The organism is Micromonospora sp. RTP1Z1, assembly GCF_033804685.1.
Lineage (GTDB): Bacteria > Actinomycetota > Actinomycetes > Mycobacteriales > Micromonosporaceae > Micromonospora.
In genome coordinates this window covers 31,402-53,060 of the sequence record NZ_JAPFQV010000046.1, presented here as the reverse complement: position 1 = coordinate 53,060, position 21,659 = coordinate 31,402, and the positions used below count along the sequence as shown (strand labels likewise).

Genomic DNA, 21,659 nt, shown 5'->3' with positions numbered 1-21,659 from the left:
CCGGTGCAGCGGGCGCGGACCGGCGGCACGGTGGCCCTGGACGAGCCGCCGGGCTGCCGGCCCGGCTTCGAGTTGACGTTCGGCGGCGCGTCCACGTCCAGCACGGCCGCGGAGAAGGTCTCCCCCACCCGGTGTTCCAGCAGCACCGCTTCGGCCAGCTCGACCGCGCCGCGGGTGGCCGCCGACGCCGTCCGGTCGGTCGTCGCCATCACCTCCGGCAGCTTCGACAGCGCGGCGCGCGCCCAGTCGGGCACCTCCCGGCCCTCGTGCAGGGCCAGGCAGACCTCGGTCGCGTACCGGTCGGCCAGTCGGCGCAGCGGCGCCGTGACGTGGGCGTACGCGGCCGCCACCCCGCCGTGCTCCGGCTGCTCCGGCAACTCCCCGTCGAAGGCGGTGTACGCCGCGCCGCGCATCAGCTCCGCGGCCTGGTCGACGAAGGCGGCGGCCCGCGGCTGAGAGGCATCCAGCCCGGCGAGCACCTCACCGACGCTGAGGTCCGCCGGCCAGTCCACTCCGAGCGGGGCGGCTGCGAGGCGCAGCCGGTCGACCGCCTCCGGCTTCGACGGCGGCATGGTGCGCAGCAGGCCGATCCGGCCGGCGAGCATGAGCTCGGCGGCGGCCATCCCGGTCAGCAGGGAGATCTGGGCGTTGTGGTCCTCCATCGGCACCGGCCCGCGCAGCACCAGCCGCCAGCCGTCGCCGTCCGGTTCGACGTCCTGCTCGGGCAGGGGCAGGTTGATCGCGCCCCGGCGCAGCCCCCGGGCGGTGAGCAGCGCGCCGATCTCGGGCAGCAGGGCGATCGGCTCGGGCAGCCGGCCGGCGTCGGCGTCCCGCTGCACGCCGACGTAGTCGAGCTTGGCCCGGCTGCGGACCCGGGCGCGTTCCAGCGCGACGGCGACGGTGTCGCCCTCGGCGTCGAGGTCGATGGTCCAGAGCACCGCCGCCCGGTCGGCGTCGGGCAGCAGGCTGGCCGCCCCCTCGCTGAGCGTGTGCGGGTGCAGCGGCACGTTGCCGTCGGGCAGGTAGACGGTCTGGCCGCGGCGCCAGGTCTCCTCCTCCAGCGGTCCGCCGGGGCGCACGTGCGTGGCGACGTCGGCGATCGCGTACCGGACCCGGAAACCGCCACCGGGCCGGCGGCTGAGGTGCATCGCCTGGTCGAGGTCGCGTGAGGTCGCCGGGTCGACCGTGACGAACGGGATGTCGGTGCGGTCGGCGGTGGCCGGCAGCGGCGCGGCGGCCGCCTCCTCCGCCTCGCGCTGCGCCGCGGCCGGGAAGACCTCGGGCAGTCCCAGCTCACGGCGCAGCGCGCCGAAGTCGATGCGGGGCGCCAGTACGCGTCGGATCACCACGGGGTCAATCCTGACAGTGCGGCGCGTGATCCGCTCACCGGCACGGCGTACGACCGGTCAGCGGCGGCCTTCGGGCGTCAGCCAGCCGCTTTCCGGGCGCTCGCCGGCTTGATCGTCGAACGGCCGGCGACGACCCTCGTGCCGGCGGGCTTCCGGGCGGCGGTGGTCCGTTTGTGGGTGCCGGTCGAGGTGCTCGTCATGGCCTCGACGGGGCCTACGGACGACGCTGCGGAGGTCGCCTTCCTGGCCGCCGCCTTGCGCGTGGTGGTCGAGGAGGCGGCGGTGGCCTTCCTCGCCGGAGCCTTCTTCGCCGCCGCCTTGCGGGCGCCCCCGGTCGGGCGGGTCGAGGTGGCCTTCGCGGCGGTGGTCTTCTTCGCCGGGGCCTTCTTCGCTGCGGTCGTGGTCTTCTTCGCGGCGGTCTTCTTCGGCGCGGGGCCGGCCTTCTTCACCGCCGCGGTGGTCTTCGCGGGCGCCTTCTTCGCCGCGGCTGTGGTCCTGGCGGGGGCCTTCTTCGCCGCCGTGGTCTTGGCCGCCGCCGTGGTCTTGGCCGCCGCCGTGGTCTTGGCCGCCGCCGTGGTCTTGGCCGCCGCCGTGGTCTTGGCCGCCGCCGTGGTCTTGGCCGCCGCCTTCCGCGCGGGAGCCTTCTTCGCCGCTGTGGTGGTCTTCCTGGCGGGTGCCTTCTTCGCGGCGGTCTTCTTCGCGGCGGTCTTCGTGGCCGGCGCCTTCTTCGCCGTGGTCTTGGTGGCCGGGGCCTTCTTCGCGGGCGCCTTGCGCGCCGCCGCCACGACCTTCTTGGCGGCCGCCTTCTTCGCGACGGCCTGCTTCGCCGGCACCCGACCGGCGCCGGCGCCCGAGGCGTTCGGCGACGCCTTGGTGACCGTCGCCGTCCGGGCCGTGGCGGCCCCCGTGGACCGCCGCGTCGCGGCGGTCTTCTTCGCGGTCGTACGTGTGGCGGCCGGGCGGGTGGTGGCCTTTTGTGCTTCGGCCATCTCGGTTCCTCCTTGGGGACGTGCTCTCGCCTGGCTCCTCGCGGAGCACGGAGTTCCTCGACGCGGGCCGTCCCGCGCCGTCTACCTGCCCTCCCCGGCCCAACGGGCGTCCTCGGCCTCCCACGCTTCGTTACGCTCCTGCACCTTCTGCAGGGCGTTCTCCGCGTCGGCGGCTGAGGCGTACGGTCCGAGAACGTGCTTCGCAGGGCACACGTCGGCATCGGTCTCGACCCGGTGGTGTCGCGTACACCAGTAGTACCGTCCACCACTTCCGCTGTCGCTCATGAGATCACTGTGCACCGCGAAGCGTCCGGCCGCCACCGGATCGCCGCAAATAGTCGCCGATGTCCTCCACAGTAGACGTGCTTCCGGTCGCCGGAGGCCGGAACGGCGAAGAACGGGGCAGCCGCGCACCGGGTCGGTGACGCACAATCCCCGGGTGCGGTACGGGGAAGGAACATCGGCACGGATGCGGCGCCGCCTCCTGGCCGCCGCGGTGCTCGCGGCGCTCGCCGCGGCCGGGGTGCTGGCGGCGGTGCCACTGCTGCGGGACCGGTCCCAGCATCGGTTGGAACGGCGCGCCGACTGGGAGGTGACGGCCACGGCGCAGCGGACCCGGGCCGCGCTGCTGGCCGCGCCGTCGGCGTCCGAGCCGGCCCTGCGCGACGCCGCCGACGCCGTCGACGGGGTCGAGGTGCTGACGGTCGACGGCAGCGGCCCCGGTGTCCGGCTGGTCTTCCGGGTCCGGGTGGCGAAGACCGCCGCCTCGGTCTTCGGCTGGCAGCGGGCGAACATGGGGGCCTGTTTCGGCCAGGTCGTGCAACCGGCCGCCACCCCGGCGCCGATGGAGCGGCTGCCGTGCCCGGGCTGACGCCGGCCGGCGAAGCCCGTCCCCGGTCCGGCCACCGGCCGACCCGGTCGGCTGAACGGCCGGTTCCGCCGGCCACGGCCACTCGGCAGGATCGGTCGTCATGATCGACACGACAACCGGGGTGGCCACCTGCCCCCGCTGCGCGGCGACGACGGTATCGCTGCGGGACGCGACGCCGTGGTGCGCCGGCTGCGAGTGGAACCTCGACGCGTACGACCGGGGTCGGCAGGCGAGCGAGTTCGGCTGGGCCTGGGTGGACCGGTGGATGTACCGGTTGGCGTACCGGATGACCACGCGACAGTTCGACCGGCTGGTCGGGCGACCGCTGGACCACGCGGGGCCGGCCACCGCGCGGGTGGTCACCGCGGTGGCCTCGCTGCTGCTGCTCGGCGGCGCGCTCACCCTCGCGGTCACCGGGGTGTGGCTGATCGTCGCCTTCTCCTTCCCGAACCCGTCGGTGGTGCTCGGCGTCGCCCTGCTCGGCCTGGCGTACGCGCTGCGGCCCCGATTCGGCCGCCTGGACGAGGACCTGGCGGTGCTCTCCCGGGACCGGGCGCCCGAGCTGTTCGCCCTCGTCGACGAGGTGGCCGCGGCGATCGGCGCGCCGGCGCCGCAGATCGTCGGGGTGGACGGCGACATCAACGCGTACGCCGGCGCCGTCGGGGTGCGCCGACGGCGGGTGCTCTGCCTGGGGCTGCCGCTGTGGGGATCGCTGCCGGCGCAGGAGCGGGTGGCGCTGCTCGGCCACGAGCTGGGCCACTTCGTCAACGGCGACCCACGCCGGACGCTGCTGGTCCAGCCCGCCGTCACCATGCTCGGCTCCGCCGCCGACCTGGTGCGTCCGGTGCGCACCGTCTCCGGCGGCGGCATCGCCGAGCTGGTCGGCACGGCCCTGGCGAACACCGTCCAGTGGGTGCTGGCGCGGCTGCTCTTCGGCGCGCACCTGGTGCTGGTCAGCATCGCGCTGCGGGACAGCCAGCGCGCCGAGTACCTGGCCGACGAGCTGGCGGCGCGGATCGCCGGTTCGGCGGCGACGACCGGCATGCTCGACGCCTTTCTCGCCGACGAGTCGATCGCCCTCGCCGTCCGCCGGGAGTCGCGGGCCGGGCACGGGCCGGACCGGTGGCGGGCGGCGGTCGCCGAATCCCGGGCCACCGCGGCGGCCCGGCTGCCGCTGCTGCGGCAGTTGTCGATACGGCAGGAGACGTCGCTCTTCGCCACCCATCCGCCCGCCGGGCTGCGGCAGCGGATGCTGGCGGGCCGGCCGTCGCACGAGCCGACGGTGGAGCTGACCGAGGAGCGGATGGCGCGGATCGACGCCGAACTGGCCCGCGAGTACGAGCGGGTCCGCCGCGAGGTGAGCTGGTCGGGCTGATCCCGGTCAGGCGCCCACAGCGCCCGGAGACACGGCAGGTCGGCCGCCATGTGGCAGCGGCCGACCTGGTGGGCGACGGCCGTTTCGACATGTACGCCGGATCGTGTCAACCACAGGGCGACGGTCTGCGTCTCGGCGCCGGCCGGGTCTTCCCACGGCAGGGTGATACGCGCTCGTACCGGTCCAGCGCTGCCTACCTGCCGGGATGGAAAACGGCTGATCAACAACCAGGTGAGAGCTGGTTCCCGACAAGTGCCAGCAAGGCGGCATGCGTCTGATCATCTGCCGCCACGATGAGCCCGCCCGCGCCGGTGTGCAGCGGTTGCCCCTGGATACCAGTCACCACGCATCCCGCGGCCTGGCACAAGGCGATTCCACTGGCGAAGTGCACGCTGTCCCGCAGGTCGCCATCGGTCACGTATGCGGCTCGTCGGCCGGCTGCCACCCAGGCCACCGCCAGGCTGGTGGAGACCACGCGTGGGCGGAACCGCTCGACGAACCCCGTGTCGGCGAGCAGTCGCACAGCCCGGAACCGGGGAGCGTTCGGAAACGGCGGATCGAGGTTGACATCCACCAACCCCGACTCGGCCGACGGCCTGAGCTGCTCGTCCACACCGTCGCGGCGCACGTACGCGCGAATGCCGTCAGTCCAGAACACCTCATCGGCGAACGGGTCGGCTGAGGCCGCCACGGTGACTATCGAACCCGTCCGCAGCGCGACGTTCACCGCGACCAGCATGTTCCGCACGGCATAGTTCAGCGTGCCGCAGAGCGGATCGACCAGCCACATACGCTCCGCGGCGCCAGCACCCGTGCGTCCACTCTCCTCACCCGTCACGGCATCCTCCGGGCGCGTGAAGCGAAGAACGTCGAGGATGGCCTTCTCCGCTTCGATATCCCCAGCAGTGGCGAAGTCACCCCCAGACTTCTCGAAGCGCGTCAGAGAGGCCCCGTACATTGCCCGCACGACAGCAGCTCCCGCTTGCGCTGCCGCAACAGCCACCTTCTCATCTGAGATCAGCATGCGGGCAGGATAGACACGGCCGCCGTACCGCCTGAGCGACGAGATCAAGGAGCGTGGCTGAGGCGGCTGCCGTACAAGCCTCCTTCACACAGAGCGCCGGGCGAGCTGTGGCGCGGGCGGGTCCCGTAATGCAGGTCGCCGGCCATCCACGCGCCAGTAGCCGGTTCACCGGACGGTCGCCAGGGGGCACGAGCGGTCACGCACTTCCTGCCTTGACCTGGCTCACCAGGTCCTTGCCGGCGATGATCTTCGTCCTTCCAAACTGACGGTGCCGGCACGCGGGTGGATCGAGGCCAGGTCGGAATGGCAGGGCGCTTCCAGGGCGCCTCAGGGCGCGAGTGGGGCGTCAAACGCCAACCAATGTTGACCATCAACGGCCATCGACTGCCGGATATACGTCAAGGTCACCGCCTTGATCAAGGCGGTGACCTGGTGGGCGACGGACGAGTCGACCTGTACGCCGGATTAAGATCATTGCAACCCCGCTGGCCAGGGGCGGAGCCTGACGACAGCCGCTGCAGGCCGCCGCCAGGCCGTCAGGGTGTCTCACAAGACGTCGGGTCTAGCCATCGCCAACCCGAGACGAGCTACTCGTACCGCCTGACGTTCATGCCTCTACGGAAGTCGCGGTATCGCCGTGCAGCAGCCCGCGGAGTCCGTACCCATAGCGGCGCTCCGACGAGGATCCGATCCACAGGCTCATCCAGGCTCCATCGGTCCTTATCAAGCACCACGTCGCTATAGATCTCCGCGAACCACTCTGAGTCAGTGGCATCAGCAAATGTGTAACCCCGAGTCCACGGCCGGTCGGAGGCATTGCGCGACTCCTGCGTGAAGCCCTGCTCGAAAGCGATCTTCATGGCCTCTACCGAAATCGACTGCTGGTCATCGTGCAGCAATGAACTCTCCCCGCATCCCGCCGCCAACCACTCGCTGACCGACCACATCGCAGAAGAACTCCAGCCGCTTGCCACAGGGTCGAGAGGACCCATGAAGCCGGCGACATTGTCGCGACTGCCGAAGAGGCAGACGGCCACACGAGTGCCGTCGGAAGCGATGGAGCGTACACCCAGGACAACTCGCTTCTGCTCTTCGTTGACGAAGTGGGAAAATTCGATCCGTCCAATTCCTTTTGCGTAACGCACCGGAGGTGGCGTCACGAAGTCCTCAACGGCGAGATCCCCAATAGCACGCTCGATGCGGCTTGCTATTTCCCTCCGATGAAGAGTGCGCGGCTCTCGTTCAAGATCGAACCCCGTCTGCACAACTGGAATCTTGAAGAGGGAAATCTTCGTCTTCCAGCGCGGATCGATATTGATTCCGTCGTCGTCGGCAATAGAGCGCACTCGTCGATCAGACCAGTACGCGTACCGAACGGACTCGCCGCGCTCGCCCACTTGCCAGCCTCTCTCACCCGTCGTGCGGCCCGGTCCGCTCCGGGCGGCGCCGCTGCTTCAGCCGACTGTGTACCTCATCGGATCCACGTCGCGCTGCTGCGACTCGACGTAGCTTATTGATCAACTAACTGCTGGTTGGTGAGCCGTCGTGAAGAGGTCATCGATGGCCCGGCGGGTGCGTTCCTCGCTGGCCGGCATCAGGTGGGTATAGACCCGGAGCGTGAAGCCTGGGTCAGAGTGCCCGAGGTACGAGGCAAGGGCCTTGATGCTCTCCCCAGCGTCGAGCAACGCAGATGCGTAGAAGTGGCGTAGGGCATGCATCCCAGTCGCCCTGGACGGCACGATGCCAGCCGTCTCGACAGCAGGACGCCAGCTCTTTCCGTCGAAGGTGGCCCGCTTGATCGCACCCCGCCGGGTGGTCGTGAAGATCAGTGGCACCCTCACCCGCTCGTCGCTGAACGGGTCTTCCCACGGCAACGTGATCGACAGCGGGGCGTACTTGTCGGCGTGCTCCTTGAGCGACTGAGCCACCGAGTCGGGCAGCGGCACCCGACGGTCCCGGTCGTTCTTCGGCAGGCCGAAGACCAGCCGGGAACGGACCACCTTGACTTGCCGAACGACGTGAACCCAGCCCGACTCGAAGTCGACATCGTCGACGCCGAGCCCGAAGATTTCCCCCTGCCGCAATCCGCAGCCGGCGCCCAGGTCGACCATCGGGCGGTACCGCTCAGCGAGGCCGCCGCGGATTGCCGAGACCTCGTCGGCCCGCCAGGGGACGACGCGACGTTGTACCGGCCGGGGCGGTTTGACGGAGGCCGCCGAGCACGGGTTCTTGGCGATGCGCTCGTCGTCGACGGCCGCACCGAGGATGGTCCGCAGGTGAGCGAAGACCACGGCGCGGGTCGCCGGAGCCAGCTTGCCGACCATCCCGGCGTCCCACTCCCGGACGTGACCCGGCTTGATCGAGGCCAGTTGCCGATAACCAAAGAACGGCAGCAGGTGCTTGCGCACCCGGAACTCCGTGCTCTCCCGGGTCGATTCGTCGAAGGAGCGCGTCCGCAACCAGCTATCGGCGTACTCGGCGAAGGTGATCCGGCCGGCGGAAGGGTCGACGTAAGAGCCTCGTAGCTTGTCCGTCTCGGTGGAGACGAGGAAGGCGTCAGCTTCGCGCTTGGCCCGGTCGGGGAAGGACTGGCTACGTTCCCGGCCGTCGGGGCCGATGTACCGGACTCGGTAGCGCAGCCCCTTGCCGAACAGGTCCGACTTGACCCGCTCCTTCCGGCCGCCGGGATGCCGGATCACCTTGTACCAACGGTCTTCTACGTGTCCCATCAGGCTGCCGCCTGCTCACGTACCCACGCCCGGACCGCTTCCCGCTCGTACCGCAGGTGTCGACCGACCCGAGCCGCCGGCGGACCGTACTTGACCTTGCGCCAGCGATACAGCGTCTCGGTCGGCACCCGCAGGTACCCCGCCACATCCCGGATGGTCCAGAGTTCGTCGTTTGCCACCGTCACAGCCCCTCCCCCGTCGTGCCGTCTGTTCGCGTCGTCGATCCGTCCGGCGGCGGCTGGGCGGCCCGGTCTTTGGCGGCGAGCAGTTCGGAACGCCACCGGGCGCGTTCGCTGATGGACCGCATGAGCCGGTGGGCCATCGGCCCTACGTCCGGGTCGTCGGGCCGGGCGAGTTCCCAGGCGTGCCGGACCCGTTCGACGGCGGCGCCCTGGTCGTCGACGAGCTGCCCGGTGGTGGCGCTGTCGGTGGTGACACCGAGCAGTGCCCGGACCCAGGCGCGTACGTCATGCTTGTGGTCGGCGAGGGTCTTGCCGGACCAGTCGCGGGAGATGAGGATGCGGCGGCCGCCGATGCCGAGGGTGTCGCGCTGGTGGACCTTGCCCTTGCAGCGGCCGGGCTTGAGCTTGGCGTGTGCCTTCTTCGGCTGGACACCGTAGAGCAGCCAGTTGGCGCACCGATCAGTGCACGGGGTGATCCGGAGTTCATGCCAAAGCCGGTCGAGGTGGGCTCGTTGCCGCTCGGTGGTCGCCTTGTGGCAGTCGCCGGTGTGCTTGGTGATGTACTTGGTGACGTACCGGATGGTGCGCTCGGCATCCTCGGTGCCGGGCATGACGCCGCGGGCGTCCACCTGGGTGCCGAAGCGGACGACGTGCACCGCCTCAGCGTCCGGATCGTCGTCGATGGCGTCGAGTGCTTCCGTCCAGGTGGTCAGCGGCTCCCGGGTGTCGGGGTCGACCCACGCCGCCGCCTGATCGTCCCAGACGGGGAGCCGGTCGAGGGTGTAGCGCTGGAGGTCGACCGCAGGCCACCACACCTGGTGATAGGTGGCCGCCGCCACGGTGCGCAGCACGTCCCGGGGGATGGTGCCCCGGATGGCGAAGTGGGCGTGTGGGGCGAGTCGGCGTTGCGGCTCGACGCAGCCGGCGTACTGGACGTTCCAGCCCTCGCAGCGCCGCAGGTTTTGCCAGAACCGGTCGAGCAGCCGCGGGAAGTGGACCGCGTCCCAGGCGGCTCGGCGGTAGTCGTACCGGCCGGGGTTGACCGGGGTGCCGTCGGGGCGGACAGGGCCGTAGGAGTCGAGGGTGAGCGTGAGCCACATCGACGGGCGGAAGGTCGAGCCGTCCCGAGCGGTGTAGGTCTTGCCGACGGTGCGCCGTTCGACCTTGCGACGAGGCAGGTCGGGTGCGTCCTGGCGCCGGCGGGTGGAGCGCTTACGCCGAGGGCCGGACTCCTCGTCCTGGTCCTCGTCGACGCCCGCATGGGGTGGGCCGACGCGCCCACGCAGGCCCTCCGCCGCGATGGCTTCCTCTACCTCGCGGATCGCCTCGTCGAGGTCGGTCACCTGGTCCCACTGGGCGGCGCGCACGGACTCGTCACGGGAGAACTCCAGGTGTGCCCGGAAGAGGATCAGGGACTTCTGCGCCTCGGTCGCGGGTTCGGGGCCGGGTAGGGGTTCGTCGTCGCGGTGCCAGCCCTCGCGGATCTGGGCCTGCCGCAGCCGGCGGTTCTTCTTGGCGCACGGCGGGCACTTGTCCTCGCGGGTCGCGCCGCAGGGAAGGTCGATGACCTCGGTCAGGCCGGTGTCGAGGTCGGTGCGGCGCATGGCCAGGGGGCGGACGCAGACGCCGTACTCGATCGCGATCTGTTTGAGCACGTCGACCGAGCGGGGAAGCGCCATGCGGGCCGCCCGTGACCCCGGCCGAGGAGCAGCCGGGGTCGGGGCGGCGGGGGCGAGGCCGGGCAGGGTCGGGGCGGTCATCGGATGATCCCCACGACCTGGGGCCGGTTGGGCTGGACGACGCCGAGCGGGGGCAGCACCGCGGCCGATGCCGGCGGCATCACCGGAGCCGGCGGGGCGGGCTCGACGTGCTGCGGTTCGTCGTACCAGTCGGCTTGCGGCTGGTCCGGTTCGGGTGCCGGCGGTACGGCGGGTGCGCTGGACAGGACGACCTTGACCAGGGCGAGGAACGCCAGCGACGGCACGGCGGCGACGATCCAGCCCCACACGGACGGTTCGGCTTCCGCGACCTGGGCGGCGAGGGACAGCAGGGCGAACGCGACCAGGAGCACGCCGACCATGCCGACCGGGCGACCGGCGCGGCGCCGGGCGCGGATCTCCAGGCCGAGGTAGATGGCCATCAGCTCGACGGCCACGGCGTTGGCCCAGCCGATCCAGTCGGGCTGGCCGTGGGCGACGGTCAGGTCGTGGACGTGGGTGAAGGCGGCGGCGCCGGCCATGATGCCGACGGTGAGCAGGATCAGCAGCCGGGCGGCCGGCTCGGCGCGCATCATCGGCGGCTCCCGTGGTCGCGGATGGTCAGGGTGATGTGGATGCGCTGCCCGTGCAGGTCGCGGCGGTGGTCGACGAAGTGGGCCAGGCCGTGCAGGGCGGCGGCGAGCCGGTCCGGGGAGTCGTTGAGCTCGATGTGCAGCGGCTTGATGCGGTGGGTGCCGAGGAAGAAGCGCTTGAGGGACATCGGTTACCTCCGGGCCGGGGCGACGCGGGTACGGATGTGCTCGGGCGGTTCGCCGAGGGAGGCGACCGCTTCGGAGAGGCAGCGCCACAGCGCCCACGCCTCGTCGGGGGTCAGGTGCATGCGGCGCCGGCCGCCGCCGACGGCGAGATAGACCGGGTACGGATCGGGCCGTTCCGGGTCGACGCGCACGGACACGGCGGTGCTGCTCGCGCCATCCGGGTTCGGGGCACGCAGCCGGTAGAAGGTCGGGGCGGTCACCGCGGCTCACCTCCGTCGGCGTCGCGGTCGAGGAAGGTCAGCAGCGAGTCCGGCAGCAGCGGCCCCCGACGCGGCCGAGGCAACGGCGGCCGGGTCGGTTCGTCGGCGGTCTCCCGGCCGACCTGGGCGAGGATGTCCGCCGCGTCGGCCGGGGCCGCGTACCCGGTGGCCAGCTCGCGGATGTGGTCGTCGGAGATGTACGAAAACCGCACCCGGGCCGGTTCCGGGATGCCGTCGAGGATCACGTACCCGACGCCCTTGGCCCACCGGGGCATCTGGTCGGCCAGGGCACCCCGGTTACGGGCGCCGTCGCCCAACACCAAGTCGACCTGAGCCGCCTCGGTCAGGCCGAGCGCGATCCTGGTCGGGAACAGGTCCCGGAACGGCAGCACCTCCTTGCGGGGGTCCTGCAACGCGGCCACCACCAGCACGCCGACCCCGGCACCCTGCGACAGCAGCAGCCCCAGCGAGGACGCGATGCGCTTGCGCAGGTCAACGTCCTGCAGGTACGCGGTCAGCGCCGCCATCTCGTCGATGACGACCACGACCAGGGGGTCAGCCTCGGTCGGAGTGTGCACCCGCACCGCGCCGGCCAGCCGGGTCTGCCGCTCCCGCATCACCGCCACGGCCTCGTCGAGCAGGTCCGCCATCGCCTCGAAGGACTTGCAGGCGAACCGGGCGAACAGCGGCCGACCCATGGCGAACTCCATGCCGCCCTTGGGGTCGATCACCCACAGCCGCACCAGCCCGGAGGTGATCCCACCGGCGAGGGCCCGCACCAGGGACCACAGCACCGAGCCTTTGCCGGAGCGGGTGGCGCCGCCGATCAGGACGTGGGTGGCGAGCAGGTGCAGGCGCCAGTGCCGCAGATCCTCGCGCCGGGCCAGCGGCAGCGCGGTGAAGTCCGGCAGCGACGGCACGTCGAACGGCTTCACCACCGTCCGCAACGCATCCGTGCGGACCACCACCAGGTACACCAGCGACGGCCGGTCCCGGTACCGCAGCCGGTCCACCCAGCCGAGCACCAGCGACCAGTAACCGGTACGCACCGGTGGCTCCCCCGGACGCTCGGAGTAGACCCGGGCGTGCCGGCGGCCGAACGCGTACGCCAGGTTCGCGGTGACCCGCTGGAACTCCTCCGGCGTCTGGCCCCGAACCATACGGATGGTCAGCACGTCGAGCGCCTGATCCGAACGCACCCGCAGCAACTGCGGCAGAACGACCCGATGGTCATACGTACGGGTCAGCCCGCACAGCGTCATGGCCTCCCGCCACGCCCGCCGGTAGACGGACACCTGACGGACCCGACCCAGCAGCGGGCCGGCGCACCAGGCCCACCAGGACGCCTCGTGCTTCCACCGCCACACCGCCGACACCAGCCCGGCCAGGACCAGCGGCACGATCAGCCCCGAGCGGCCGAACTCCCGATAGAGCAGCACCGCGGCCACCACCAGACCGACGGAAACCGGGTGACGGACGCACCACCACAGGCCGCGCCACAGCCACCGCAGCACCAGGCCGAGCACGATCAGCCAGACCGGCAGCTCCAGCCGACGTGGCCGGATCACCATCAGGTCCCCGGCCGTGGTCATCACGACCTCACCACGCGGCCGGCGGATCATCGCGCACCCCGCACGACCGCCACCAGCACCCGCCCGAAGGCGGGCATACCCTTGGACATGTCACTACCTCTCTCGCCAGAGCAGGGGGAAGAGACAAAGGGCGGGGCTGCCGTCCGCCAAGACCTGACAGCCCCGCCCCCACCTGATGCGGCTACGCCGCCGCCTTCTTGGCCACGCCCGCCGGCGCCCGCAGCCCAGTCGCGCGCAGCGAGTACGCCATCCGGTTGTTGTTGGTCACGTACGGCGTGACCGTCATGCCGTCGAACTCCACCGCCTCGAACGGCGCACCCGTCGGCGGCACCGGCTGGTAGTCGGCGGAGATCTTGACCGTCGTCTCCCGGGACCGCTTCCCGAGCTCCGGGTCGAGGTCCATCACCCGGACCTGCCACACCCGCTGGCCGGTCACCTTGTCCTTGGCCGGGGTCCGCCGGCCGGTCTTCTCGTCGTAGTCCTCGACCTCACCCATCGACTCGGGCACCAACGCGCACCCGGCCGGGAACACGTCCTCGAACCGCACGGCGAACCGCGTTCCGCCTCGCAGAGCCATCGCTCAACCTCCAACTTGTTAACTTGTCTGCCAAGTGGCGTCCAAGGTAGACGGCACTTGGCAGACAAGTCAACAAGTTCGCGCGACAGCAGCAAGCAGCGTCAGGCGAACTCCCGGCTCGCACCACCTCGACAGGCCCCAGACGTCGCCGACGCCTACCTCACCGAGGAAGCCTGCGGTCGCTAACGCAGGACGCACAGCAACTCACGCCGATGTCCACGCTCTCGCCGCAGGGAAACGGCCATTTTCGTCAAATCTTGACGAAACACTTGCAGTACCTGCGCCCGAGTGTGGGGTAGCGTACGTACGTGCTTATCAGGTTCGAGGCCAGTAACTACCGCTCGATTGCCGAGGGCGCCGAGCTCTCGATGGTGGCGGTGGACCGCAACCGGGAAGCAGCCCGGGAGGCGCCACATCTCGGCGAGAGCCTCCTGACGCGAGCTGCCATCTATGGGCCGAACGCATCCGGCAAGTCGAACGTTGTCGGCGCGCTCGCCTGGCTGCGCGACGCAGTCGAAGACTCTCTCCGCTTCTGGGAGGATGAAATTCCACTAGAGCCTTTTGCTTTCAGTGGAGGGCCAGCGGAGTCCAGCGAATTCGTGATTGAAACCACAGTCGATGGGGTGCGTTTCGAATACATCCTAGAACTCGATGCAAATCACGTCATATACGAAGGACTCTTTCACTATCCGGAGAAAAAGCGCCGTAGAGTCTTTGAGCGGGAAGGCTCCGAGTTAAAGCTCCAGCGTGGTCTCGGTGCATTGTCCGGAACTCGGGAGCTGCTGACGGAGCAAACGTTAGCGCTGTCCGGCGCACGTCGTTTTGATGAGCCACTCGTCACAAATTTTGCTAGGGACATCCTACGCATCCAAGTTCTGGGACAGACGCCTCGCCGAGGACGGCCTGGAACATTTTTCGGAAGATCGAGGCCGCGCTTCTTCGGAAGGACAGACACGACTCGCTGGTTCGACGGGCCAGACATCGACCAGCCTTCGTTGTTTTCTCTCCACGGTGAGGGGCAGAAGTGGCCGACTTTGAGCAAAAGGCAGCAGGCCCTAGCACTGCTGCGTCTTGCCGATCTTGGGATCGAAGACGTCGTTATCGACGAACAGGAGGTTTTCTCCACCACCGGTGAAACTCGAACCCAACGTCGCCTGCGCCTTGTTCACCGATCGTCTGGCAACGACTTCATGCCGCTTGACTTCTCCGTCGAGTCGGAAGGAACGAGGACCTGGTTCGGTCTAATTGGTCCAGTGCTGACCGCACTGCAGTCAGGCTCGATGGTGATCTTTGACGAGTTGGACGCTAGCCTGCACCCGACGCTGTCCGCAGAGTTGCTACGAGTTTTTCAAAGTCCCGTCACCAACCCTTACGGGGCTCAACTCATCTTCACCTCACATGACACTAGTTTGCTCAACCACCTCAATCGGGACGAGGTCTGGCTTACCGAAAAGCGACTCGACGGCTCCACTCGACTCGGTGGGCTCGCCGAGTTCGCTGGCGAGCGGGTGCGCAAGTCGCAAAACCTAGAGAGCGCCTACCTGCACGGCCGGTTCGGTGCACTTCCCCAAGTCGACCAAACAGAGTTCCTCCGAGCACTCGGTTTGATCGGCTGACAGACCGATGAGACCACGCCGCCGGGAAACGAAGCCGCTCAAACGAGTAATCGAAAAACGCCCAGAGCTACGCACGGTCGTAGTCTTTTGCGAGGGAAAGAACTCCGAGCCAGATTACATCAATGGCTTGAAGAAATTGCCCGAAGTCGCAGAAAATACTGCCTTGAATCTTGAGCTACACCCCGAGCAAGGCGTCCCGCTCACCCTTGTTCAAATGGCAGTCGAGCGTTTGGAGGATCCGGAAGTAGACGAGTGCTGGTGCATTTTCGACGTCGAATGGCCGAAGAACCACCCAAACCTATTCAATGCCAGGCAGCTCGCTCTTGCCAAAGGCGTCAATCTAGTGATTTCGAATCCATGCTTTGAGCTCTGGCTTATCCTGCATCATCGCGAGTTTGCCAAGTTTGCCACCACCGGCGAAGCGGAAAGCATGAGCCGCAAACTCGATGGTCGCGCGGGAAAGAGCATCGACGCCAGCGCTTACATGCCACTACGCGAGCAGGCAGCTCGCCGAGCTGAACGCCTAGAACAGCGCCACAGGCAGAACGGCACCACCTTCCCGAACGACAATCCTTCCTCTGGGATGCACCATTTCCTTCAAGCGCTCGGGCAGCAAAAAGGGACGCGCCGCGCAGCCGAGCGCTAATTTGGTACATAGCCACAGAAGGTCGAGGCAACCTGAAGTACCCATGGATCCTCGAAGGGACCTGCACATGATCGACAAAAGAACCTCGGTGGACGAGGAGCATTCACGTCCGGCGGATTTAAGCGACACTACCGTCGAGGCCCTTGGAGAGTTGAGCAAGGCGCTGGAGACAATTCACCGGGTGCGGGGGCATCTTTACTCGGCCCATCAGTTAGTCGGCGGGGCGGATCTGACCCTGGACCGCGTGGTCAAGTTGCTGCGCGAAGCGGGTCATGGCGAAATGGCCAACCGCGTGGAGCGGGACCTCCTGGGCCGGAACATTCTCCCTGGCCGCTGGACGTTCCAGATCATGGAGGAGTTCGACGACGGCTACTACGCGACCTTCCAAGAGGTCGAGCGAGAGGCCCGGGAGAAGCTAGCCGGCGGCCGGCGGCACATCTACGAGGCCGAGATGAAGCAGCGGCGCCGTACCCACGGCATGCCGGGGCATGAAGCTACGCCGGAGGCATGAGCGACAGTCCGTCAGGCAGCATCGAGGCCAGGGCGTTGGCTCTGGCCTCGATGATCCTCATCCGTCCCTCGTACTCTGCCGGCTCCCGGTGGGCGGCCTGGCTGGTGACCTGGCCGGGCCACTTGCGGTAGAGCAGGCCGTATTCGCGGGTGAAGTAGCCCTCGCTGACCGCGTTGGCGGCGAGCAGCAGGCCGGTGTCCTCGGAAGCCGGCAGGGCCATCCAGCCACCCAGGGCGAAGACGAGATCCCGGCGGAGACAGAGCGTCGCCGGGTGCACCGAGGCGCGGTAACCGTTGGCCTTCCAGAAGGACAGCACCGAGCCTCGGGCGATGACCCCGCCGGCCGGGTCCTTGTCCCACCCGACAGTCGACCCGTCAGGAAGCAGATCGAGCACGCGGGAGGTGGTCCAGCCGATCTGCGGGTGCTCGTCGAACGCGGCGATGTCCCGGGCGAGGGCACCAGAGGTCAGTTGGTCGTCGGCGTCAAGGACCTTGATGAGTTGCCCGGAGACCCGGGAAAGAGCGAGGGTCCGGGCAACACCTGGCCCGCCGGGTCGACCTGTCCCAAGGCTGATTCGCGGATCGTCGGGCAGCACGTCGACCAGGGCGCCGGTCTGCCCGTCCTCCTGGACGAGCCATTGCCAGTCCCAGCCCGAGGGCATGTCCTGCTTGACCAATGACTCATACGCGCCAGCAAGGTGCTCGAGGCTGGGCGCGTGGACGGGCGTGACAACCGAGACGATCTGCGTCAAGTTTTCCACCGTTGGAGTTTGTGGGAGTAGACAAGCTCGGTCCGGTCGCCCGGCATCACCACGTCGGCGACCTCGACGACACGGCCGGTGGTGTCGATCGAGGTCTTGCGCACGGTGAGCACGGAGACGCCCGGGTCGACGTCCAGCAACTCCGCCTCGTCGGGGGACGGCGGGCGAGCGCGGATCTCGTCGTCGATCCGGTCCACCTCGATGCCGAGCGTGCGGAGCTGGTGCTGCGTGCCGCCCGGCCAGGGCTCTCTGCCCGCGTCGAGCAGATCCGGGTTCGCGGCCACCAAGGCGTAAGGCAAGAAGGAGTACGACATGGTCAGCGGCGCGTTCTCATGCCGAGAGGACGTCCAGTAGACGCGGCGCAGCAGCGGCGTACCCGACTCGACCCGCAGAGCCGCGGCCATATCCTCGTCCGCCTCGACGCGAGTGTACTCGGCGTGGAACTTCAGGTCGTCGACGGTCAGGCCGGTGTCGTGCTCGATGGCGCCGGTTTTGATCCGCTCGGCCTCGTCGAGTAGGGCCCGGTCCTTCTCCCACTGGTACCGCTCGGCGTTGCGCCGGCGCACCCGTTGCCGGGGGGCCCGCACATAGGTGCCGCGCCCCTGCTCGGCCCGGACCAGGCCCCATTCGCGGAGCTGGCGGATGGCGTTGCGCACGCTGGTGCGGGATAGGCCCGAGGTGTCGGCCAACTCCGTCTCGCTGGGCATCAGCGTGCCGGGGGCCAGCTCACCGCGCGTGATCTTTGCCCGCAACTCTTCCGCGAGTTGCAGGTAGCGAGGGCGCCAGTCCCGGCCATGCACACCGGTCACCGTACCCCCTAGTCGTTCCAACGTCTGCCAGGTGGTCCCGCCGGCGGGCCGCTCCGGCAGGGCAGCGACGGGAGCCGGTGTCCGCCGAGGCTGCTGCCTGCCTACCGAGGCCGCCCGTGAGGTGAGTCGTCGGTCAGTGGCGCCCATCGCACCCCTCCAGAGACTGGCCCTTGGCCATCATCACCAGCCGGGCGTAGGTCAATTCGTAGATGAGCCGGTCCAGCTGGATCCGGTCGAGCAGGATCGGCTGAGTAGCGCCGTTGCGGGTCGCGTCGAGCTTCACCGCCAGCTCGCGGCGCGCGAAGCGATCAAGCAGCAGCTGAACGCTGACCCAGCCGGTCCGCTCCCGGCCGATGGTGGCCAGGAATCCACGGTGCATCGGATCGTCGGGCCCACAACCCCGGCACCATCTCGGGCACGCGTCCGCCGCTGGCTGCGCACCGCGTGCCTCGTCGGCCCGGACCTCGCGCTCAGGCATCGTCGCCTCCATCTGTGTTAGCGGCTAAGTCGAGCAGACTGCGAAGCCGTTCGACGAGCGCAGCGGTCTGCGCCAGTGACAGTTCGGCCCAGGCGTTCCCGGCGCGGCTCGTCGCGTGGACAGCGATGAGAGGCGTTCGGGCGTCGCGACCGATCAGGTACGTGACGACAGTGCCGCTCGTTCGAGCCTCGCCGAATCGGTAGAGCGGGCCGCGGTGGCGGCGGGCCATGTGCGTCATCACTGGCGGGACCAGGTGACCGCAACGGTCCGGAACACACCAGTCGGGATGAGTCATCTCGACAGCCGGGTTATCCGGACGCGTCACTGCGGCCACCGCCCACCGTTGCCCCGGTAGGTCTGCGCCAGTGTCATCAGCGGCGCGTACCGCATCACTGGCACTTCCCTCGTCGGACCGACCGACCACCACGGCGAAGCCGGGAGAGCCGTCAACTGCGGAGCGGGTCGGACCTTGTTGCTGGCGTTCCGAGTGAGCGGGCGGCTTCGGGACCACCAGGACGACAACCAGTGGCGCCGGCGATGAGAGCCAGGCATTACGCCTCCACAGGTAGACGGGGACCGGTGGCCGACCACGGGGGATACAGCCGGCCACCGGCCCGGATGAAGGCACGGCGCACTGTCCGACGCAGACGGGTCGGGTATCGCCGAGCCAACTTGTCCGCGCGGCTACCGCAACCGGTCCGACAGGACGCCGCGCCTCACGTGCGACCAGGGCCGGCACGGCACCACCCCTGACACGAACCGTCACCCCAGCCGCACACCAGGAAACGTATCTACAAGTGGACGAGTTGTCTAGATGTCGAAACGGGCCACTTAGTTGGCACTTGGTAAGACAAGTGCCAGGTACGGTGAGCGGGTGCCCACCCCGCACTACGGACAGCCCCGTTACCGCGTCATCGCCGACGAACTGAGACGCCGCATCACGAACGCAGTCATCCCGCCGGGCAGCCTCCTGCCAACCGAGAGCGCGCTAACCGCCGAATTCCGGGCAAGCCGCGGGACAATCCGCCAGGCCATTGCCCTCTTGCGGGATGAGCGTTTGGTCGCTACCGAGCACGGCCGCGGCACTTATGCCAATCCAGATCATTCCCACAAGGACAGCCCTGAAGAAGGCCCCCAGGTTGAAAGACGGCAGCGCCAGGTCCTGGCTGATCCAGAGCTTGCAGCCCTCTTCGCTGTCGAGGTAGGTACAACCCTGGTCGAGCAACAGGACGTGACTCGAATCAATGGAGCCGTGAGAGCCGTCGCGAGGGTATATCGGCTACAACGAGCAAGCCAGTAATTCCCGTGCGTGCCTGCAACACCTCTTCAAGGTGGCCCGAACGGGTCACGGGCACCGCCGGGGAGCACGTAGCGACCGTGCGGCGGCTACGTCGCCATTTAGCGGACTGCCAGCCTCACGATGGCCGCCGACAGTTCGGCAGCCCGTTCGGAATGCGAACGGGACGAAGTGCTCGGCTCTTCAGCAGGAGAGCCAGCCCTAGTCGTTGTTAGCGTCACCGCCGCTAACAGGCGGGCGGATCAGGCGATCCTCCTGAGTCAAGTTCAACGCGACCAGCTGAGCATAGTCGAGAAGAATCCGACCGGACAGGACATTGTCAAAGGCAATAATCTGAAGTGAGTGTTGGTAGTCCCGCCCAACCGTGGCGAGCAGTCGATACACGTCACTAACCCGTTCCTGGTCGAAGCCCTCAAACCCGGCATTGGCGGATAGGCCGTCTAATACAAGTAGGCCAGGAAGCGGTAGGTTTCGGTCAATCGCCACTGTGTGGTGGGCGAGCGCATGAGCGATGTTGACCAGAGTCTTGAGACCCTGACTAGACAATTCATCAAAGGAGCGCCCGGCGACGATCGGCAGGTAAGTGTTTCTGTTGATCTCCACAGTCAGTTCCTGGCCCAGCTCAGGTATGTTAAGAGCATGCAGGTACTCAAGCATGCGAGATTCAAGTGCTAGGACGTTATTCTCCGCGTCTCCTTGCGTAAGCTCCCAGCTGCCAATTATGCCGAGCAACTCTTCTCTTTGGACTTCCAAGTCGGAACGCGTGCGCCCTTGATTGTCGAGCCGGTCTAGAACCCTCAGATACTCTTCAAGGGCGCGCACCCGTGTCTCGGAACGCCCCTGCTCTTCGGCAAGATACTCAAGACGACTGGCATTATCCGACACGAAGGTTCGGGTACGGTTTTCCAGTTCTGAGGCCAAGGCGTGCGCCAAAATCTCAAGGTGGTCGCCAGATTCTTCGAGCTTCGCCAAAGCGGTGCGCCTTAGGGCAAGAACTTCGCCGGTCTCGGCGATTTGGCTAATGACGCGTTCCTGCTCAGCAAGCAACTGCTCGCGAGAAGTTGACGGCTGAGGATCCTGTAAGCATAGGTAGCACTTCTCAACCGGCGCCCGTCCTCCATCCACATCGCTGCCGCATCTAGGGCAGACCATAAAGTCGAAATCCACTAGCCACTCGTCAGCAACGACTGCTCGCGTCAATCGAGCAGACTGGCTCGAAAGCTGCCGCTGAAGATCCGACAAATCCTTAATCTGACCCTGAATTCGAGCAACCCTCGACGCAACCTCCGCTCGCTCATTTCTCGCGGCCAAAAGCTGCTCACGTATCTCACGAACTCCCGGCACTTCTATGGCAGCTTCGCTCAGGTTCTCACGCGCAATGCGGAGACCGCTTACATGCTCTGCAAGAACCTCCAGCTCCTGGACCAGTGTCTGCCGATCAGCAAAAGGCGTCTCTTCCAGAAAACGCTTCTGGACAGTCGCAGCTCGATCCAGTGCATCAAGACGGAGTTCTACGCTCCGAAGCTTCGCGTTCAGCTCTGCAATTGACTGGTCGTAATACCCATACGTCACCTCGAAGACCCAGCGCCTTTTGGCGTCCCTGAAGACACGTTGATGACCGAAGAGTTGGCTGTCCAGCTCGTCGCCGGTGACGATGCAGTATCCAAGCCAGTCAGTCATAGTAACGGGCGTCTGAGCGCCCGTCGGTTCACTGCGGGCCTGCGGGACGCTAATGGCGGGAATGCCTAGCTGATCCAACATGAAGGTGCTGTACGAAGACTCAACTCCAGTCGCGCGCAGGCGGTATGCTCGACTCAGGTTGTCCGAGGAGGAAGCCACTTCTGCTACTTCGACCGGCGCGTCCCGTGTAGTCGTCCGGGGCCGATATATCTGCCAGACGCGATCATTAAGCACGACTTCGCCGCGTAGGGCTCGGACGTATTCAACCTCTGGTGGAAGACTCCGCGGGACTGTTCCAAGCAGCCCACGTATAAGATTTACTAGAGTAGTCTTTCCAGTGGTAATGTCGCCTTGAACAATGTTGAGGCCGGGCGAGAAACCAACTCGTCGGTTGCCGCCCACGAGTTCGATGGATATAAGCTCCAGGCGATGACGGTT

Annotated in this window: 22 protein-coding genes; 6 read left to right on the top strand and 16 right to left on the bottom strand. The window is 67.8% G+C overall.

Annotated elements, in window-relative coordinates; genetic code table 11:
• Nucleotides 1–1,349: ribonuclease catalytic domain-containing protein (locus tag SLP03_RS21795; RefSeq protein ID WP_319462478.1), on the bottom strand; the 1,349-nt coding region annotated here is incomplete at its 3' end.
• Between the two features lie 77 nt (nucleotides 1,350–1,426).
• Nucleotides 1,427–2,338 carry a histone gene (locus tag SLP03_RS21790; protein WP_319462477.1) on the bottom strand — a complete coding sequence of 304 codons (912 nt, stop codon included), beginning with the start codon at nucleotides 2,336–2,338 and terminating at the stop codon, nucleotides 1,427–1,429.
• A 469-nt stretch (nucleotides 2,339–2,807) separates the two neighbouring features.
• Between SLP03_RS21790 and SLP03_RS21785 the strand changes: the two genes are divergently transcribed.
• Both SLP03_RS21785 and SLP03_RS21780 read left to right on the top strand, forming a co-directional pair.
• A complete protein-coding gene (locus SLP03_RS21785) occupies nucleotides 2,808–3,209 on the top strand; it encodes a hypothetical protein (RefSeq protein ID WP_319462476.1) in 402 nt (133 codons plus the stop codon).
• Nucleotides 3,210–3,309: 100 nt separating this feature from the next.
• Nucleotides 3,310–4,584: a M48 family metallopeptidase gene (locus SLP03_RS21780; RefSeq protein WP_319462475.1), complete on the top strand. Its 1,275-nt coding sequence runs from the start codon at nucleotides 3,310–3,312 to the stop codon at nucleotides 4,582–4,584.
• 220 nt (nucleotides 4,585–4,804) lie between these two features.
• On the opposite strand, the gene SLP03_RS21775 is transcribed toward SLP03_RS21780, so the two are convergent.
• From SLP03_RS21775 to SLP03_RS21730, 10 genes are all read right to left on the bottom strand, one after another.
• Nucleotides 4,805–5,608 carry an inositol monophosphatase family protein gene (locus SLP03_RS21775; protein ID WP_319462474.1) on the bottom strand — a complete coding sequence of 268 codons (804 nt, stop codon included), beginning with the start codon at nucleotides 5,606–5,608 and terminating at the stop codon, nucleotides 4,805–4,807.
• Between the two features lie 587 nt (nucleotides 5,609–6,195).
• Nucleotides 6,196–6,954, bottom strand: coding sequence for a hypothetical protein (locus tag SLP03_RS21770; RefSeq protein WP_319462473.1), 759 nt, complete (start codon nucleotides 6,952–6,954; stop codon nucleotides 6,196–6,198).
• A gap of 171 nt (nucleotides 6,955–7,125) precedes the next feature.
• Nucleotides 7,126–8,337, bottom strand: a complete 1,212-nt coding sequence (locus SLP03_RS21765) for a site-specific integrase (protein ID WP_319462472.1) — start codon at nucleotides 8,335–8,337, stop codon at nucleotides 7,126–7,128.
• Entirely contained in the window at nucleotides 8,337–8,516 is a 180-nt protein-coding gene (locus tag SLP03_RS21760; protein WP_319462471.1) for a helix-turn-helix domain-containing protein, read from the bottom strand. Before SLP03_RS21760 ends, SLP03_RS21765 begins: the two co-directional genes overlap by 1 nt.
• A gap of 2 nt (nucleotides 8,517–8,518) precedes the next feature.
• On the bottom strand, nucleotides 8,519–10,279 hold the full coding sequence (locus SLP03_RS21755) for a replication initiator (RefSeq protein ID WP_319462470.1): 1,761 nt from the start codon (nucleotides 10,277–10,279) through the stop codon (nucleotides 8,519–8,521).
• Nucleotides 10,276–10,812, bottom strand: a complete 537-nt coding sequence (locus tag SLP03_RS21750) for a DUF2637 domain-containing protein (protein WP_319462469.1) — start codon at nucleotides 10,810–10,812, stop codon at nucleotides 10,276–10,278. The genes SLP03_RS21755 and SLP03_RS21750 overlap by 4 nt, the downstream gene beginning before the upstream one ends.
• On the bottom strand, nucleotides 10,809–10,997 hold the full coding sequence (locus SLP03_RS21745; protein ID WP_319462468.1) for a hypothetical protein: 189 nt from the start codon (nucleotides 10,995–10,997) through the stop codon (nucleotides 10,809–10,811). The genes SLP03_RS21750 and SLP03_RS21745 overlap by 4 nt, the downstream gene beginning before the upstream one ends.
• 3 nt (nucleotides 10,998–11,000) lie before the next feature.
• Nucleotides 11,001–11,255, bottom strand: a complete 255-nt coding sequence (locus tag SLP03_RS21740; protein WP_319462467.1) for a hypothetical protein — start codon at nucleotides 11,253–11,255, stop codon at nucleotides 11,001–11,003.
• Nucleotides 11,252–12,847 (bottom strand): FtsK/SpoIIIE domain-containing protein, encoded by a 1,596-nt coding sequence (locus SLP03_RS21735; protein WP_319462466.1) that lies wholly within the window; start codon nucleotides 12,845–12,847, stop codon nucleotides 11,252–11,254. The genes SLP03_RS21740 and SLP03_RS21735 overlap by 4 nt, the downstream gene beginning before the upstream one ends.
• A gap of 181 nt (nucleotides 12,848–13,028) precedes the next feature.
• Nucleotides 13,029–13,424 (bottom strand): transcriptional regulator, encoded by a 396-nt coding sequence (locus SLP03_RS21730; protein WP_319462465.1) that lies wholly within the window; start codon nucleotides 13,422–13,424, stop codon nucleotides 13,029–13,031.
• A 308-nt stretch (nucleotides 13,425–13,732) separates the two neighbouring features.
• Here SLP03_RS21730 and SLP03_RS21725 point away from each other — a divergent pair, with 308 nt between their 5' ends.
• From SLP03_RS21725 to SLP03_RS21715, 3 genes are all read left to right on the top strand, one after another.
• Nucleotides 13,733–15,040: an ATP-binding protein gene (locus tag SLP03_RS21725; RefSeq protein WP_319462464.1), complete on the top strand. Its 1,308-nt coding sequence runs from the start codon at nucleotides 13,733–13,735 to the stop codon at nucleotides 15,038–15,040.
• A gap of 7 nt (nucleotides 15,041–15,047) precedes the next feature.
• Nucleotides 15,048–15,686, top strand: coding sequence for an RloB family protein (locus tag SLP03_RS21720; protein WP_319462463.1), 639 nt, complete (start codon nucleotides 15,048–15,050; stop codon nucleotides 15,684–15,686).
• A gap of 67 nt (nucleotides 15,687–15,753) precedes the next feature.
• Nucleotides 15,754–16,197: a hypothetical protein gene (locus tag SLP03_RS21715; protein ID WP_319462462.1), complete on the top strand. Its 444-nt coding sequence runs from the start codon at nucleotides 15,754–15,756 to the stop codon at nucleotides 16,195–16,197.
• Here SLP03_RS21715 and SLP03_RS21710 read toward each other — a convergent pair.
• The 3 genes from SLP03_RS21710 to SLP03_RS21700 all read right to left on the bottom strand — a co-directional run bounded on the left by SLP03_RS21710 (nucleotide 16,181) and on the right by SLP03_RS21700 (nucleotide 18,244).
• The gene (locus SLP03_RS21710) at nucleotides 16,181–16,957 is read right to left on the bottom strand and encodes a glycosyltransferase family 2 protein (protein WP_319462461.1); all 777 of its coding nucleotides are present in this window, start codon (nucleotides 16,955–16,957) and stop codon (nucleotides 16,181–16,183) included. The genes SLP03_RS21715 and SLP03_RS21710 overlap by 17 nt on opposite strands.
• On the bottom strand, nucleotides 16,945–17,766 hold the full coding sequence (locus SLP03_RS21705) for a GntR family transcriptional regulator (protein WP_319462460.1): 822 nt from the start codon (nucleotides 17,764–17,766) through the stop codon (nucleotides 16,945–16,947). Before SLP03_RS21705 ends, SLP03_RS21710 begins: the two co-directional genes overlap by 13 nt.
• Nucleotides 17,767–17,899: 133 nt before the next feature.
• Nucleotides 17,900–18,244 carry a hypothetical protein gene (locus SLP03_RS21700; protein WP_319462459.1) on the bottom strand — a complete coding sequence of 115 codons (345 nt, stop codon included), beginning with the start codon at nucleotides 18,242–18,244 and terminating at the stop codon, nucleotides 17,900–17,902.
• 874 nt (nucleotides 18,245–19,118) lie between these two features.
• Between SLP03_RS21700 and SLP03_RS21695 the strand changes: the two genes are divergently transcribed.
• Nucleotides 19,119–19,544 carry a GntR family transcriptional regulator gene (locus SLP03_RS21695; protein ID WP_319462458.1) on the top strand — a complete coding sequence of 142 codons (426 nt, stop codon included), beginning with the start codon at nucleotides 19,119–19,121 and terminating at the stop codon, nucleotides 19,542–19,544.
• Nucleotides 19,545–19,742: 198 nt separating this feature from the next.
• Here SLP03_RS21695 and SLP03_RS21690 read toward each other — a convergent pair whose 3' ends face one another.
• Nucleotides 19,743–21,302, bottom strand: a complete 1,560-nt coding sequence (locus tag SLP03_RS21690; RefSeq protein WP_319462457.1) for a hypothetical protein — start codon at nucleotides 21,300–21,302, stop codon at nucleotides 19,743–19,745.
• Between the last annotated feature and the right edge of the window lie 357 nt (nucleotides 21,303–21,659).